The organism is Peptostreptococcus equinus (genome assembly GCF_027125355.1).
GTDB lineage: Bacteria > Bacillota > Clostridia > Peptostreptococcales > Peptostreptococcaceae > Peptostreptococcus > Peptostreptococcus equinus.
This window is the reverse complement of sequence record NZ_CP114052.1, coordinates 386,087-399,585: the sequence shown is the minus strand read 5'-3', so window position 1 is coordinate 399,585 and position 13,499 is coordinate 386,087. Positions and strand designations below refer to the sequence as shown.

The 13,499-nt window shown below is 29.0% G+C and carries 19 protein-coding genes; 4 read left to right on the top strand and 15 right to left on the bottom strand.

Features of this window, described 5'->3' with window-relative positions:
• Positions 1 to 12: 12 nt before the first annotated feature.
• From O0R46_RS02020 to O0R46_RS02010, 3 genes are all read right to left on the bottom strand, one after another.
• Positions 13 to 144, bottom strand: coding sequence for a hypothetical protein (locus tag O0R46_RS02020; RefSeq protein ID WP_269311943.1), 132 nt, complete (start codon positions 142 to 144; stop codon positions 13 to 15).
• Positions 145 to 210: 66 nt separating this feature from the next.
• The gene (locus O0R46_RS02015) at positions 211 to 426 is read right to left on the bottom strand and encodes a hypothetical protein (protein ID WP_269311942.1); all 216 of its coding nucleotides are present in this window, start codon (positions 424 to 426) and stop codon (positions 211 to 213) included.
• Positions 423 to 566, bottom strand: coding sequence for a toxin-antitoxin system HicB family antitoxin (locus O0R46_RS02010; protein WP_269311941.1), 144 nt, complete (start codon positions 564 to 566; stop codon positions 423 to 425). The genes O0R46_RS02015 and O0R46_RS02010 overlap by 4 nt, the downstream gene beginning before the upstream one ends.
• A gap of 123 nt (positions 567 to 689) precedes the next feature.
• Here O0R46_RS02010 and O0R46_RS02005 point away from each other — a divergent pair, with 123 nt between their 5' ends.
• Entirely contained in the window at positions 690 to 1,001 is a 312-nt protein-coding gene (locus O0R46_RS02005) for a ribbon-helix-helix domain-containing protein (RefSeq protein ID WP_269311940.1), read from the top strand.
• On the opposite strand, the gene O0R46_RS02000 is transcribed toward O0R46_RS02005, so the two are convergent.
• The 4 genes from O0R46_RS02000 to O0R46_RS01985 all read right to left on the bottom strand — a co-directional run bounded on the left by O0R46_RS02000 (position 992) and on the right by O0R46_RS01985 (position 1,724).
• The gene (locus O0R46_RS02000; RefSeq protein ID WP_269311939.1) at positions 992 to 1,120 is read right to left on the bottom strand and encodes a ribbon-helix-helix domain-containing protein; all 129 of its coding nucleotides are present in this window, start codon (positions 1,118 to 1,120) and stop codon (positions 992 to 994) included. The genes O0R46_RS02005 and O0R46_RS02000 overlap by 10 nt on opposite strands.
• A complete protein-coding gene (locus O0R46_RS01995) occupies positions 1,121 to 1,264 on the bottom strand; it encodes a hypothetical protein (RefSeq protein WP_269311938.1) in 144 nt (47 codons plus the stop codon). It abuts the gene before it with no gap.
• Complete coding sequence (locus tag O0R46_RS01990; RefSeq protein WP_269311937.1) at positions 1,265 to 1,450, bottom strand: hypothetical protein; 186 nt, start codon at positions 1,448 to 1,450, stop codon at positions 1,265 to 1,267.
• Positions 1,451 to 1,520: 70 nt separating this feature from the next.
• On the bottom strand, positions 1,521 to 1,724 hold the full coding sequence (locus tag O0R46_RS01985) for a hypothetical protein (RefSeq protein ID WP_269311936.1): 204 nt from the start codon (positions 1,722 to 1,724) through the stop codon (positions 1,521 to 1,523).
• Between the two features lie 168 nt (positions 1,725 to 1,892).
• Between O0R46_RS01985 and O0R46_RS01980 the strand changes: the two genes are divergently transcribed.
• From O0R46_RS01980 to O0R46_RS01970, 3 genes are all read left to right on the top strand, one after another.
• On the top strand, positions 1,893 to 2,567 hold the full coding sequence (locus O0R46_RS01980) for a helix-turn-helix domain-containing protein (protein WP_269311935.1): 675 nt from the start codon (positions 1,893 to 1,895) through the stop codon (positions 2,565 to 2,567).
• A gap of 93 nt (positions 2,568 to 2,660) precedes the next feature.
• Positions 2,661 to 3,260: a hypothetical protein gene (locus O0R46_RS01975; protein ID WP_269311934.1), complete on the top strand. Its 600-nt coding sequence runs from the start codon at positions 2,661 to 2,663 to the stop codon at positions 3,258 to 3,260.
• 145 nt (positions 3,261 to 3,405) lie between these two features.
• Complete coding sequence (locus O0R46_RS01970; RefSeq protein ID WP_269311933.1) at positions 3,406 to 4,431, top strand: site-specific integrase; 1,026 nt, start codon at positions 3,406 to 3,408, stop codon at positions 4,429 to 4,431.
• Positions 4,432 to 4,490: 59 nt separating this feature from the next.
• Here O0R46_RS01970 and O0R46_RS01965 read toward each other — a convergent pair whose 3' ends face one another.
• The 8 genes from O0R46_RS01965 to tig all read right to left on the bottom strand — a co-directional run bounded on the left by O0R46_RS01965 (position 4,491) and on the right by tig (position 13,377).
• Complete coding sequence (locus tag O0R46_RS01965; RefSeq protein ID WP_269311932.1) at positions 4,491 to 4,667, bottom strand: hypothetical protein; 177 nt, start codon at positions 4,665 to 4,667, stop codon at positions 4,491 to 4,493.
• 23 nt (positions 4,668 to 4,690) lie between these two features.
• Positions 4,691 to 5,737, bottom strand: coding sequence for a type II secretion system F family protein (locus O0R46_RS01960; RefSeq protein ID WP_269311931.1), 1,047 nt, complete (start codon positions 5,735 to 5,737; stop codon positions 4,691 to 4,693).
• Positions 5,709 to 6,596 (bottom strand): GspE/PulE family protein, encoded by an 888-nt coding sequence (locus tag O0R46_RS01955; RefSeq protein ID WP_269311930.1) that lies wholly within the window; start codon positions 6,594 to 6,596, stop codon positions 5,709 to 5,711. Before O0R46_RS01955 ends, O0R46_RS01960 begins: the two co-directional genes overlap by 29 nt.
• Before the next feature lie 131 nt (positions 6,597 to 6,727).
• On the bottom strand, positions 6,728 to 7,351 hold the full coding sequence (yihA, locus tag O0R46_RS01950) for a ribosome biogenesis GTP-binding protein YihA/YsxC (protein ID WP_269312521.1): 624 nt from the start codon (positions 7,349 to 7,351) through the stop codon (positions 6,728 to 6,730).
• A 114-nt stretch (positions 7,352 to 7,465) separates the two neighbouring features.
• A complete protein-coding gene (gene lon / locus O0R46_RS01945) occupies positions 7,466 to 9,841 on the bottom strand; it encodes an endopeptidase La (RefSeq protein WP_269311929.1) in 2,376 nt (791 codons plus the stop codon).
• A 206-nt stretch (positions 9,842 to 10,047) separates the two neighbouring features.
• Positions 10,048 to 11,319 (bottom strand): ATP-dependent Clp protease ATP-binding subunit ClpX, encoded by a 1,272-nt coding sequence (clpX, locus tag O0R46_RS01940; RefSeq protein WP_269311928.1) that lies wholly within the window; start codon positions 11,317 to 11,319, stop codon positions 10,048 to 10,050.
• Positions 11,320 to 11,345: 26 nt separating this feature from the next.
• Positions 11,346 to 11,930: an ATP-dependent Clp endopeptidase proteolytic subunit ClpP gene (gene clpP, locus O0R46_RS01935; protein WP_269311927.1), complete on the bottom strand. Its 585-nt coding sequence runs from the start codon at positions 11,928 to 11,930 to the stop codon at positions 11,346 to 11,348.
• A 163-nt stretch (positions 11,931 to 12,093) separates the two neighbouring features.
• Complete coding sequence (tig, locus tag O0R46_RS01930) at positions 12,094 to 13,377, bottom strand: trigger factor (protein WP_269311926.1); 1,284 nt, start codon at positions 13,375 to 13,377, stop codon at positions 12,094 to 12,096.
• Between the last annotated feature and the right edge of the window lie 122 nt (positions 13,378 to 13,499).

Below are 13,499 nucleotides of genomic sequence, written 5' to 3'. Positions count from 1 at the left end.
ATCGCCTCTTTTCTAACTCCATGCATTTTCTGCTAACTTATGCCTGATAGTTTCTAGTACAATTAGTACTGCGTAAAATACTGCACCTACTATATCTATCTCATTCTCCTTTAGAAATTGCTTTGTGACGTTTGTACCTCTCATATGTCATATCCTCCTCATTCTCTAGTTTCCTATCTTTCATTTCTTGTATTAATTCTTCTAGCATACTTACTCCTCTATAACTAATTCTGTTAAATCTTCTTCATCAACAATTACACAGTTATCAATTGCAAATCTAAGCAACTTATCTGCTATTACTACTCTTGTTTTGCCTGTACTAGCTGATAATTCATCTATTGCATTTTTAACATCTGTGCTAACTCTTATCATTTCATTGAATTTCTTACCTTTTACTTCATTTTTTATTATTTGTAGTTTTTTCATTGAAACCTCCTTTTTTTAATAAAATCCCAACATGCATCAATTATCACTGCATTCTTACTTTTGCCTGTTTCTTTTGCTGTTTTACTTATTTTTTCATCTAGCTTAGGGACAACCCTAATAGTCATTCTTACTTTTTCCATAAATACCTCTCTATCTTTTAGACATCTATTAGATGTCATTTGATTATTATAATATCACGACATCTATTAGATGTCTATACTTTTTTGAAATAAATTTATATAATGTATTTAGGAGGTGTCACAATGGATAACATAACTACTAGAATACCAATTGATATTAATGAAAACTTAGAAAAAGTATCACAACAAACTGGAATCCCTAAATCTTCTCTAATACTTTACGCAATAAATGATTGTTTAAGATTACGTAAAGATATCGATATGCCTAAATTTGATTTTAGCAATGAAGATTTTGTAAGATTCACACTTAGAATGCCAGAACATCTAAAAAAAGAATTAGCAATAACTGCTAGTGAAAGAAACACCTCTATAAACTCCCTTATTGTTGCATATGTAGATTTATTTGATTTATTGTATTGGGATTGCTATAGATAATTCCATAAAGCAAAAATTATAATATGTGCTATTGGAATACCTGTTTCTTCACTCATTTTTGTCAACGCTTCGTATAACTCCTGTGGTATTCGGAGCGTTATTTCTTTTTTGTTTTCCATTTAAATCACTCCTACTATTACTAATATCAATAACACTTCTAATGTGAATGCTATTGCAAAGAAGATACTTGACTTAATAAGTAAATCGTTGTGTTCTTCTTCTAATTGTTTATTTTCTTTTGCGTATTCTGTTAAATCTACCATTTATACTCCTTTTTCTTCTGCTCCAATTCTTTCAAGGAAATATTTTCTTGGAGTTTTTCCTCTTCTTACCAAAAAACCTTTTTCTTTTAATTCTTCGTTACATTTTCTAATTAAGTTATAAGCTGTCGTATCTTTGCAACCTGTAATTTCCATAACCTCTTTACAAGTTACATAGTATTCACTCATTTAATCACCTCCGTATTTTGTTATTATAAAAATAAGATAATAACATTTTTGTATCTAAATTAGATACAAATTAATTAAAAAAAATATCGCTTACCTCTTCGCTTGAAAGAGAATATTTATCTTTAATCAAAGTTATTTCTTTTTTATTAAATTCTGACCCCCTTTCATTTATTTTGTTCGAAAAAGTTTGTGGAGCTATTTCAAGTATTTTTGCTAAATCACTTTGAGTATCTCCATGTAAAGCCATAATAGCTTTTAATTTGTTTTTATTCATTTTTTATCACCACCTTGTATCTTTTTTCGATACAATTATCATAACATCAATAAAATACGCTGTCAATAGTTTTTGTATCTTTTTTTGATATTTTTTAATTTAATGTTGTATTTTGTTCATAAATATGTTAATATTAAGATACAAATTAATTAGAAAGAGGTATTTAAAATGAAAACTTCTACAGAAGTTATGGGGGATAGAATAAAAAATAAAAGATTAGAAATGAATCTAACCCAAGAAGAGTTAGGGAACAGAATAGGAGTTCAAAGAGCTGCTATAAATAAGTATGAAAGTGGACAAGTTGAAAATATGAAAAGAACAGTTATTAAAAATCTAGCAAATGTATTCAATGTAGACCCACAGTGGATAATGGCATTTGATATTGATTCAGAAATAACTACAGAAACTTCTACTAGCACTTTATATAAATATTTTCCAGTATCTATTTCAGCTGGTTCATTAGAAAATATAGAAGGAATAAGCAATTACGAAGAAGTCCCATTAAGCGATAAGATACTTGGTAAGTATGCAGGTAGTAAGTCAATTATACTTCTTAAAGTAAATGGAGAATCAATGAATAAATATATTCCTAATAAGTCTTATATAGTTGTAGACACTTCTAAGAAGCGTGTATCTGATATAAAGAGCAAAGACATAGTAGTTTTTTCGCAAAATGGCGAATACAGCGTTAAAAGGTTTATAAATGATGAAGCTAATGGGAGATTTATATTCAAGCCCGAAAGCTATGATGATACATTTATGCCTATTGTAGTTGACTATGATAATAGTGAAGATTTAAAACTCATAGGAAAAGTTGTTAAGTATATAGTTGATGTTGATTAATAATAGTTACATTCGTGTAACTATTATTGCAACTGTTTTCCTATAGTGTTAATATTTAAGTAATTAATATATTTTTAAAAGGAGATTTAAGTTATGAAATTTAACAAAAAAGTATTAGCAATTATTTTATGTTCGTCTATATCTTTAACAGCTGTAGGCTGTGGTTCTAGTAATTCTAGCTCTGATAATACTAGCTCTTCTCAAACAGAAGAAAAAAAAGAATCTAATGTAAAAAAAGAAGATGAAGGTACTTACACATTAATTGAAGATAGAAAGAATGCTAATATAGAACAAACACAAGGTCCTATTAAATTTACTATCAATAGCATAAAAGTAAGTTCTTTTAAGCCTGATGAGCATTTTAAAGATATGTACAAGAATAAAGATGAGCTTATATGTTTAGAGTTAGATACAATGCTGGAAAATTCATCTGATAATGTAATTGACGTTATCCCAATTTCATCTAAGCTTGTTTTGCAAGATAATTCCCAAATTGAATTAGATTCACTTAAAACAAAAGCTGATACTTCTAGCTTACAAGGTAAAGCGAAAGCTCCAAGTAAATTAGTTTTCTATATCCCACAAAGTGAAGTACCAAACATAGTTACTTTACACTGTAATGCACCTGCTGACCTTAATAGCGAATCATTCCAAGAATTTAAACCATTTAAAATAGATATAAATTTAAAATAACTAACTATTGGGGATTTCCCAATAGTTCAAATAAAAAAAGAAGTAGTATCAAGTTTGGTCGCCTGCACTACTTCTTGGCTAGACACGTACAGCATTAGTACGTCCTTTTGTAATACAATTATAACATGAAAGCGAGGTTAAAACAATGCCACAATATCAAGATAAAGAGAGAAAAACTTGGTATGCTTCATTCTACTGCAATGGTAAAAAGCACACTAAAAGAGGATTTAAAACAAAAAAAGAAGCGAAAAAATATGAAGATAGTTATAAAGCAATTAAAGAAGGGACAACAAATATTACGTTTGGTGCTTTATGGGATGAATATATTAAAGAATGTGAAACAGTATATAAATTATCTACATTAATTCAGAAGCAACATTATTATGATAGATATATAATGAATGCATTAGAAGATACAAAGGTTATAGATATAACCCCTCTGATTGTCAAAAATCTTACTGATAGTATGCTAGAGGATAACAGGTCTACTAAAACTTGTAATAATATAATTTCTCAAATTAATGCTTGCATAACTTGGGGAAGAGATTATTATGACTTTAAAACTGTACCAAGATTTAAAAAGTTTAAAACTACAGTAGCAAAAAGGAATGTATGGGAGCCTGAACACTTAAATATATTCTTATCAAGAATTGATAATTATGAGTATTATGTTGCTTTTAATATTTTATTTTGGCTTGGTATACGTGAAGGAGAGTTGTTAGCGTTAACTATAGGGGATATTAACTTGCCTGAAATACAAATAACTAAAACATACAACTACATACATAATATTACAACAACTCCAAAAACTAACAATAGTGTACGTATAGTAGTTGCCCCTAAGTTTATATGTGAAATGATTGAAAAGCTAATTGAAATGAAGTATAAGCCTAGTTCTGATGATAGGCTATTTTCATTTAATAACCCAAAAAATTTACATTATTATGTGAAAAGATATGGTTATGGTTTGCCTGATATTGCAATACACGATTTAAGGCACTCGCATGCTACTTATCTAATAAAAAATGGTGTAGATATAACTAGCGTTAGTTCAAGACTAGGACACAGTGACCCTAGCATAACATTGAAAGTTTATGCACACAATTATAAGGATTCAGATAATCACGTTGCAGATTACTTAGACCACCTACAAAAAAATAAAAGTAAATAGTATCAATCTAGTATCAATATATTCTAACGCTATTTGAAAGTGAGTATATTGCTTATTTTTTAGATACTATTTGCTTTAATCATTTCTATAAGTGTGAAGGCTGGCTTTATAGTTTTTTTACAACCTTTATTGAAATTTAAGTCTTTATTGTTTTTCTCATCTACCTTATTTAATTTAAATCTTTCTTTTATAATTAACATTTTCTTATTGCATAATATTTTATTCTCTATTTTCATTTTAAGTCTCCTTTTTAGTCTTATTATTTAATAGTAGATATCAAGTCCAACATAGGACTAAGTATAGATATCATTACTATTCCAATCACTAATCCAATTATTATAATCATAGCTGGTTCTATAATTTTAATAAAATTATTTAATTCTATATCTAAGCTTTCTTCATAATACTTTGAAATACCCAACAAATTTTCTTCTATTGTACCTGTATTCTCACCTATAACTATCATTGATATAAATAAATTTGGAAATACACCACTTATAGCCAAAGAACTACTTAACTTTTGTCCTCTTTTTATATTATTTTTAGTAATATTTAATCTATCTTTTATATATCTTTCCTTGCTTATACTACAAAGAATATCTATAGATTGTTCTAAATTTACTCCACTTGAAATCAATATTGATAATGTTCTCGCAAAATTTTCTGTTAGTATTAAAGTAGATATTTTTCTTAGTTTAGGTATTTTGTACTTACTCCTACTTATATACTCTTTTATATTTTCATTCTCATTTAATTGATAAATTATAAGAAATATAAAAATCACCAAAAAAGTAAAACTCAATATAATATTTTTTCTAAGAAAAGCAGACATTACAAATATAGTATTATTTTCTATATTTGCTCCACTGCTAGAAAAAGCCAGTTGAAAATTAGGTACTACATATAAAAGTATAAAAATAAAAGATATAAATGAAATAATACAGAGAGTTAGAGGATATATGCTAGCAGAAACAATATTTTTTCTAAGCCTATCTTCTCTTTCATAATAATATGATAATTTTTCAAAAATTTTTTCCACATTTCCACTTATTTCTCCTGCATAAATCATCCCAACAAATAAATTAGAGAATTCATTTGTCAATGCAAAACTTTGACTCAAAGAATTTCCTCTCTGCAGATTTCTTTTACACATAAGTAAAGTTTGTCTCACAAAATCATCATAAAAGTATGCTATTTTTTCACTGATAAATATATAATCACAACCAGCTTTTGACATAGATGAATATTGCCTGCATATAAACTTTAGTTTATTAGCCTTAATTTTTTTCTTTAATAGATTCTTCATAAGTAATCATTCCATTTTCTATAGCTAAATCTTTTAATTGACTCTCTGTTTTTTCAGATATTATAGCTTCTTTTATTTCCTTATCAATTTTTAATATCTCATAAATTAAACACCTATCATCTTTAAGATAATTATCATATATTATTTTTTTCTTAATCAATTTTTGAGAAATTATGCCTTTAAGTGAGGCATTTATCATATATCTTTCTAAAATACCATGTTTCTGATTGATTATTTGATCTATATATTTTATTGCCTTTTTTGAAAAACCTAGTTCATTTCTGGACTTTAAAAATTCACTGTGATTCAATAATCTGATAACCAATTTTTCACCATTAATTGTCGGTATTATACTCAATCTACAATCTACCTTAGTATTATTATATTGATATGTAAATCTTCCATCTTGACTTAGTCTTTTTTCCCCTATATCGCAATTTGCTTTCAATTTTATTATTGAAACAATTGGATTTAAATCGTCTAGTGAATATTTATCAATATCTTTAAGATCTCCATTAATCCTATATCTAAGCTTAAAAAAATTTTCGAAAGGCTCTATATGAATATCACTAGCAGATATTTTAATGGCATTTTTTATAATTTCTTCTACCATTTTATTATGTAAATCTTTTCCAGTATTTGAACCTTTATATCCTTCTTCAATATTTTTTTCTATTACAAATCTATCTTCAAGTACCACACCAATATCTTTTTGACATAAAAGCTTTAATTCATTCATCAAACCAATGTCATAACTTTGCATCATCACTTTTAATTTTCCGTTTTCAATTGATATAGGAAAAACACAATTTTTTTCTGCATATTCTTTGGGTAATATTGAACATAATAATTTTTCCATACACATTCCTCCTCCAAAATCATCTAGTCAATGCTATAAAAAAATAAACCAACCAGCAATTGCCAATCGGTTTATTTTGTATTTACGTATTGAATTTTATCTATTTTTATGCGTTTATTGTTGTAATGTAATTAATCAATAGTTTTCTCATAAGTGACTTCATATCCGTGCTCTTCATATTGATTTACTATTTCATCCCAAAGTTTACCTATTCCAATTTTATTAGATGAAGAAGTCATTATTACCTTATCATTTGAATCCATAAGTAGTTTATTTCTAATTATACTTTCATGCTTTTGATATTGTCCCTTAGATATTTTATCTGCCTTTGTCGCTACTACTGCACAATTATAACAAAAGTGTTTTATCCATTGATACATTAATTTATCATCTTCTGTTGGTTCATGTCTAACATCTACTAGTAATAATATTGAGCACAATTCATTTCTATCTTCAAGATATCTTTCCATTATGCCACCCCATTTTTCTTTCTCAGTTTTAGATACTTTTGCATATCCATAACCTGGTAAATCTACAAAGAAAAACTCTTCATTTATTAAATAAAAGTTTATTGTTCTTGTCTTACCTGGAGTTGAAGATGTTCTTGCAAAGCTCTTTCTATTTAAAAGTGCATTGATTAATGAAGATTTTCCTACATTTGATCTACCTGCTAGTGCTATTTCTGGTATTCCATCAGTTGGATATTGTGTTTTTGCTACGGCACTCATAGTTATTTCAGCACTTTTTACCTTCATTTTTTCTTCTTCTACTATTTTTTTAGTATAAACAATAGGCTCTCTTTTTTCTTTATTCTTTTCCTTATTTTTTGCCTTTGATTTTGCACTTGTCTTTACATTAGCCTTTGCCATTTACTCACCCTTTTCTTCCATTAAAGCTACGTCAATTACTTCTTTCATATTTTCTACCAAAACGAATTCTATATCTTTTCTAACATTTTCAGGTATTTTTTCGAGATCCGCTTGGCAATCTTTTGGTAAAATTATCTTTCTTATTCCCATTCTATAGGCAGCTAGAACTTTTTCTCTAATACCTCCTACTGGCAATACTCTACCTCTAAGTGTAATTTCACCTGTCATAGCAATATTGCCTGGAACAGATCTCCCAGTTAGTGCCGAAATAGTAGCAAGAGTCATAGTGATACCTGCAGATGGACCATCCTTTGGTGTAGCTCCTTCTGGTATATGAATATGTATATCTTTTTCCTTATAGAAATCTGGATCAATACTCAATTCATCGGCAACAGATCTAATGTATGAGATACCTGTTCGTGCAGACTCTTTCATCACATCGCCCATCATACCTGTAAGTACTATATTACCCTTACCTTTTACTACCCCTACTTCTACTTCAAGAGTCACACCACCTACAGAAGTCCAAGCTAGTCCATTTACAAGTCCTACCTGAGGTTTTAAATCTAATGGATCCTCCTTAAATTTTTCAGGTCCTAAGTACTTTCTAACTTGTTCCTTTGTCATCTTAACTGGTTTTAACTTTGGATTTTCTACCATTTCTTTTACAACTTTTCTACATAGCTTAGCTATAGTTCTTTCAAGTTGCCTAACACCTGATTCTCTTGTATATCTTCCTATTACATACTTAATTACTTCATCATCCATTTTTATAAAGTTATTTTTTAAACCATTTTCTTTTAATTGTTTCTTTAATATATATCTTTTAACTATCTCTAATTTTTCTTCTTCAATATAACCTTCAATATCAATTACTTCCATTCTATCATATAGAGGTCTTGGTATTTGTCTAAGATCATTAGCTGTAGTAATAAATAATACCTTAGATAAGTCAAAAGGCAATTCCAAGTAATGGTCTACAAAATATTTATTTTGTTCTGGATCTAAAACTTCAAGCATAGCTGAAGTTGGATCTCCCTTAAAATCATGTGCCATTTTGTCTATTTCATCAAGTAAAATCACTGGATTCTTTGACTTAGCTTCTTTTATGGAATTTATTATTCTTCCTGGTATTGCTCCTATATACGTTCTTCTATGCCCTCTAATCTCAGCTTCGTCTCTAACTCCACCTAGTGAAATTCTAACAAAATGTCTTCCTAAGGCTCTTGATACAGATTTTGCTATAGATGTTTTACCAACACCTGGAGGTCCTACAAGACAAATAATTGGACTCTTTAGATTTTTTGACTGCTTTCTTACAGCAAGGTATTCTAAAATTCTTTCCTTTACATCATCTAGACCATAGTGATCTTCATTTAATATCTTTTCCGATTTTTTTATATCAAATCTATTTCTAGATTCCTTATTCCACGGAAGTGAGAAAATTACATCTAAATAATTTTTAGATACATTATAATCTGGTGTTCCAATAGGAGTTCTTTCAAATTTTTCTATTTCTTTTTCAATCTTTTCTCTAGTTTCTTCTGATATCTTCAATTCAGAAAGTTTTTTTCTATACTCACTTTCTTCTGATTCTTCAGGAATGTCTCCAAGTTCTTTTTGTATAGCCTTTAATTGTTCTCTTAAATAATAATCCTTTTGTATTTTATTCATTTGTTTTCTGACATTCAAATTGATTTTCTTGTCTATTTTTATTACTTCTAACTCTTCTAATAATTTTTCATACAATAGCTCCATTCTCTTTTCTAAGTCCAATGTAACTAAGATATTTTGTCTATCTGCAAATTTAAGCATCAAACTAGAAGCTACTATGTCCATAGTCATAGAGTAACCTTCAGCCTCGGCAATCTCCATAGCTGAATCAGTTGGTATGTCGGCAGCAAGATTCAAATATTCTTCAAATCCATTCATTACCCTTCTTAGATAAGCTTCTAATGTACTCTTTGATTCCTTACTTAGTTTTTCTTCATCAAATTCAATTGGTATAATTTGACCTAACCATGCATTATTTTCATCTGTTCTCATAGAAACTAACTTGGCCCTACTAACACCCTCTACTAATACTCTAATTGAACTATCAGATGTTCTAATAACCTGCTTTATATTACAAATAGTGCCTATTGTGTACAAATCATCAATAGTAGGTTCTTCCAACATTGCGTCAAATTGACTAACTAAAAATATCTTTTCGTCATTAATCATAGACAGTTCAAAACTCTCTATTGAATTTGTTCTTCCTATATCAAAAGATTGCAAAATACAAGGTGATATTGATATTCCTCTTAGCGGTATCATTGGCATTTCTATTTGTTCTTTATATATAATTGATTCTTTTTTTACTTCAATATTATCCATATTATCTCTCCTATCTAATGTAACTGTGTATTATTTATTATATATATGTGTATACCTATTTTCAAGTTATTATATCACAAATATATATATTATTTGATATTTAATGCAAAAATATGCTTCTTATATGTATTTTAATGCAAAAATAGCTTTATTATTTTGATAAACTAATAAAAAATAGATGGTAGAATTAATTCTACCATCTATAATTAATTTTCTATTGGGTTATCATTCACCAATTCACGATAATCTTTTTCTATAATTTTTGGCTTTTGATTATCTTCAATACACTCTTTTGTAACAACTACTTTTTCTATATTTTCTAATGAAGGTACTTCATACATTGTATCCATCAAGGCGTGTTCAATTATAGATCTAAGGCCTCTCGCTCCCGTATTTCTAGAAATCGCCTTTTTAGCAATTGCTCTTAGTGCATCTTCTTCAAATTCTAGTTTTGCTCCATCATATTCTAACAACTTAGTATATTGTTTTACTAAAGAATTTTTTGGCTCTGTCAAAATTTTTATTAAAGATTCTTCATCTAGTAAGTCTAACGTAGCTAGTACAGGTATTCTACCTACAAACTCAGGTATCAATCCAAACTTTAATAAATCATCTGGTATTACCTGTGAATACAGTTTTCCTAAATTCATTTCTGACTTACTTTCAATTTTGGCTCCAAATCCTAAAGTTTTATCTCTTCCTCTTTTTTGAACAATCTTTTCAATTCCATCAAAAGCTCCACCTAATATAAATAGTATATCAGTAGTATCGACTTTTAAGAATTCCTGATGAGGATGTTTTCTTCCACCTGATGGTGGAACATTAGCAACAGTACCTTCTAATATTTTTAAAAGTGCTTGCTGAACACCTTCTCCACTTACATCTCTAGTAATGGATGGATTATCAGACTTTCTTGAAATCTTATCAATTTCGTCTATATAGATTATTCCTTTTTGTGCTTTCTCAACATCAAAATCAGCTGCCTGAACCAACTTTAACACTATATTTTCAACATCTTCACCTACATAACCTGCTTCTGTAAGAGATGTAGCATCTGCTATTGCAAATGGTACATTCAATATTTTAGCCAGTGTTTGTGCAAGTAAAGTCTTACCTGAACCAGTAGGTCCCAATAACAAGATATTACTCTTTTGTATTTCTACATCATCAGTTTTTACATTTGGACTATATATCCTCTTATAGTGATTATAAACAGCTACTGATAGAGCCTTTTTGGCACTTTGCTGACCTATTACATAATCATCAAGTATTTCCATCATCTGCTTTGGAGTAGGTAGATTATCTACATCTATATTATGATCTTCAACCATTTCTTCTTTTATTATTTCACTACATAAGTCTATACACTCGTCGCAAATATAAACACCAGGCCCAGCTATTATTCTTTTTACTTGATCTTGACTTTTACCACAAAATGAACATCTGTACTGTTGTTCTTTTTCGTCTTTTTTTGCCATAGTGTCACCTCTCTTTCAATTTTGAACTATAGTCTATCTTTTATTACTTCATCTATTAGCCCAAAGTTCAATGCTTCATCAGACGTCATAAAATTATCTCTTTCAGTATTTGCCTTTACCACTTCATATGGCTGTCCTGTTCTTTCTGATAATATCGTATTTAATTTTTCCTTTATATTAAGTAAAAATTTAGTATGTATTTCAACATCTGTAGCTTGTCCCTTTGATCCTCCTAGAGGTTGGTGTATCATTATTGTACTGTTTGGCAGAGCATATCTCTTACCCTTTGCTCCAGATGCAAGCAAGAACGCTCCCATCGATGCAGCCATACCTATACATATTGTACTTACATCAGCTTTTATATACTGCATAGTATCATAAATAGCCATACCAGCTGTAACACTTCCACCTGGTGAATTTATATATAAATGTATGTCTTTATCTGGATCATCTGCCTCCAAAAACAATAACTGAGCAACTACTAAACTAGCAGTAGCATCATTTACTTCGTCTCCTAAAAATATTATTCTATCTTTTAAAAGTCTAGAGTAAATGTCATATGATCTTTCCCCTCTACCATCTTGTTCTACAACATAAGGTACTAATGCCATATTATTTCCTCCTATTTGCTTCATGATTAGTATTTATTTCTAATTAAAGACCACATTTAAATGTGGTCTTTTAAATACATTTCTTATTTTATATAATATACCTAAAATTAACCTATATTAATCAAAAGTGATTTCAATTAATTTTAGTCAATAGATTGGTAAATTATTTTACAGAAGCATTATCTAATAATAATTGTACAGCCTTTTCAGACTTAACTCTATTCTTTATATTTTCAATATCAGCTTCCTGTAAGCTTGACTTAACTTTTTCTATATCTATATTGTACATTTCAGCAAATTTCTGTAAGTCAGCATCCAATTCTTCTTCGCTAACTTCAATATTTTCAAGTTCAGCAATCTTTTCTACTACAAGGGTATTCTTAACTATTTGAGCAGCTTCTTCTCTTCTAGCTTCTCTAATATCTTCAACTGACTGACCTGATAATTCAGCGAATTTTTCTAATGACCATCCTTGATAGCTTAACTGCATGTTGATTTCCTGAAGCAATCTATCTAACTGATTTTCTATCATTGATTTAGGTATATCTATTTCAGTAGTTTCAGCTAACTTTTCTACTACAGCATCTTTCATCTTGTTTTCTGACTCTTCCTTCGCAGTCTTTTCAAGATTTGTTCTTATATCATTCTTTAATTCTTCTAATGATTCGAATTCAGTAGTATCTTTTGCGAAATCATCATCTAATTCAGGTAATTCTTTCTTTTTAACTTCATGTAATTTTATTTCAAATACAACTGGCTTACCAGCTAATTCTTCTGATGGATAATCTTCTGGGAATGTTACATTAACTTCAAATTCATCTCCAGCTTTCTTTCCTATTATTTGTTCTTCAAATCCTGGTATAAACGAACCTGAACCTATTTCAAGAGTGTACCCTTCTGAAGTTCCGCCTTCAAAAGCTTCACCTTCTAATAATCCCTTAAAGTCAATTACTACTATGTTTCCATTTTCTACTTCATTTTCTACAGTTACCATTCTTGACTGCTTTTCAACTAGTGCGTTTAGTTCAGAATTTACTTGCTCATCTGTAACTTCTGCATCAACCTTTTCAATTTCTAAACCTTTGTATTCTCCCAATTCAAATTCTGGTCTTACATCTACTTCAGCTATTAAATCAATTGAACCATCTTCATTTATTTCCTTTATGTCTATACTTGGCTGGCTAACTGGATTTATTTCTAATTCATCTATAGCATTTGGATATATTTCTGGTAATAATATATCCAATGCATCATTGAAAAATACTCCCTTACCATAATTTAATTCTATTATTTTTCTAGGTGCTTTACCCTTTCTAAATCCGTGGATATTGTATCTAGATTTTGTCTTGTTATAAGCCTTGTCTATAGCTTTTTCAAATTCTGCTGCATCTATTGCTATTTCAAATGTTACAGAATTTCCTTCTCTTTTTATGAACTCTGATTTCATGTTCTTCCTCCTAATTATATTTATTATGGCTGCCCGCCAATAATTTTATACGTAGTCTAACCACTTAATTATACTATATTGGCTGAAAAAAAACAATCTCTTATTACCTATTTATAAGGCTT

Excerpts from the sequence above, each read along its gene's own strand:
- O0R46_RS02020 (WP_269311943.1), bottom strand. The coding sequence starts at position 144 with ATGAGAGGTACAAACGTCACAAAGCAATTTCTAAAGGAGAATGAGATA.
- O0R46_RS02015 (WP_269311942.1), bottom strand. The coding sequence starts at position 426 with ATGAAAAAACTACAAATAATAAAAAATGAAGTAAAAGGTAAGAAATTC.
- O0R46_RS02010 (WP_269311941.1), bottom strand. The coding sequence starts at position 566 with ATGGAAAAAGTAAGAATGACTATTAGGGTTGTCCCTAAGCTAGATGAA.
- O0R46_RS02005 (WP_269311940.1), top strand. The coding sequence starts at position 690 with ATGGATAACATAACTACTAGAATACCAATTGATATTAATGAAAACTTA.
- O0R46_RS02000 (WP_269311939.1), bottom strand. The coding sequence starts at position 1,120 with ATGGAAAACAAAAAAGAAATAACGCTCCGAATACCACAGGAGTTATAC.
- O0R46_RS01995 (WP_269311938.1), bottom strand. The coding sequence starts at position 1,264 with ATGGTAGATTTAACAGAATACGCAAAAGAAAATAAACAATTAGAAGAA.
- O0R46_RS01990 (WP_269311937.1), bottom strand. The coding sequence starts at position 1,450 with ATGAGTGAATACTATGTAACTTGTAAAGAGGTTATGGAAATTACAGGT.
- O0R46_RS01985 (WP_269311936.1), bottom strand. The coding sequence starts at position 1,724 with ATGAATAAAAACAAATTAAAAGCTATTATGGCTTTACATGGAGATACT.
- O0R46_RS01980 (WP_269311935.1), top strand. The coding sequence starts at position 1,893 with ATGAAAACTTCTACAGAAGTTATGGGGGATAGAATAAAAAATAAAAGA.
- O0R46_RS01975 (WP_269311934.1), top strand. The coding sequence starts at position 2,661 with ATGAAATTTAACAAAAAAGTATTAGCAATTATTTTATGTTCGTCTATA.
- O0R46_RS01970 (WP_269311933.1), top strand. The coding sequence starts at position 3,406 with ATGCCACAATATCAAGATAAAGAGAGAAAAACTTGGTATGCTTCATTC.
- O0R46_RS01965 (WP_269311932.1), bottom strand. The coding sequence starts at position 4,667 with ATGAAAATAGAGAATAAAATATTATGCAATAAGAAAATGTTAATTATA.
- O0R46_RS01960 (WP_269311931.1), bottom strand. The coding sequence starts at position 5,737 with ATGAAGAATCTATTAAAGAAAAAAATTAAGGCTAATAAACTAAAGTTT.
- O0R46_RS01955 (WP_269311930.1), bottom strand. The coding sequence starts at position 6,596 with ATGGAAAAATTATTATGTTCAATATTACCCAAAGAATATGCAGAAAAA.
- yihA (WP_269312521.1), bottom strand. The coding sequence starts at position 7,351 with ATGAAGGTAAAAAGTGCTGAAATAACTATGAGTGCCGTAGCAAAAACA.
- lon (WP_269311929.1), bottom strand. The coding sequence starts at position 9,841 with ATGGATAATATTGAAGTAAAAAAAGAATCAATTATATATAAAGAACAA.
- clpX (WP_269311928.1), bottom strand. The coding sequence starts at position 11,319 with ATGGCAAAAAAAGACGAAAAAGAACAACAGTACAGATGTTCATTTTGT.
- clpP (WP_269311927.1), bottom strand. The coding sequence starts at position 11,930 with ATGGCATTAGTACCTTATGTTGTAGAACAAGATGGTAGAGGGGAAAGA.
- tig (WP_269311926.1), bottom strand. The coding sequence starts at position 13,377 with ATGAAATCAGAGTTCATAAAAAGAGAAGGAAATTCTGTAACATTTGAA.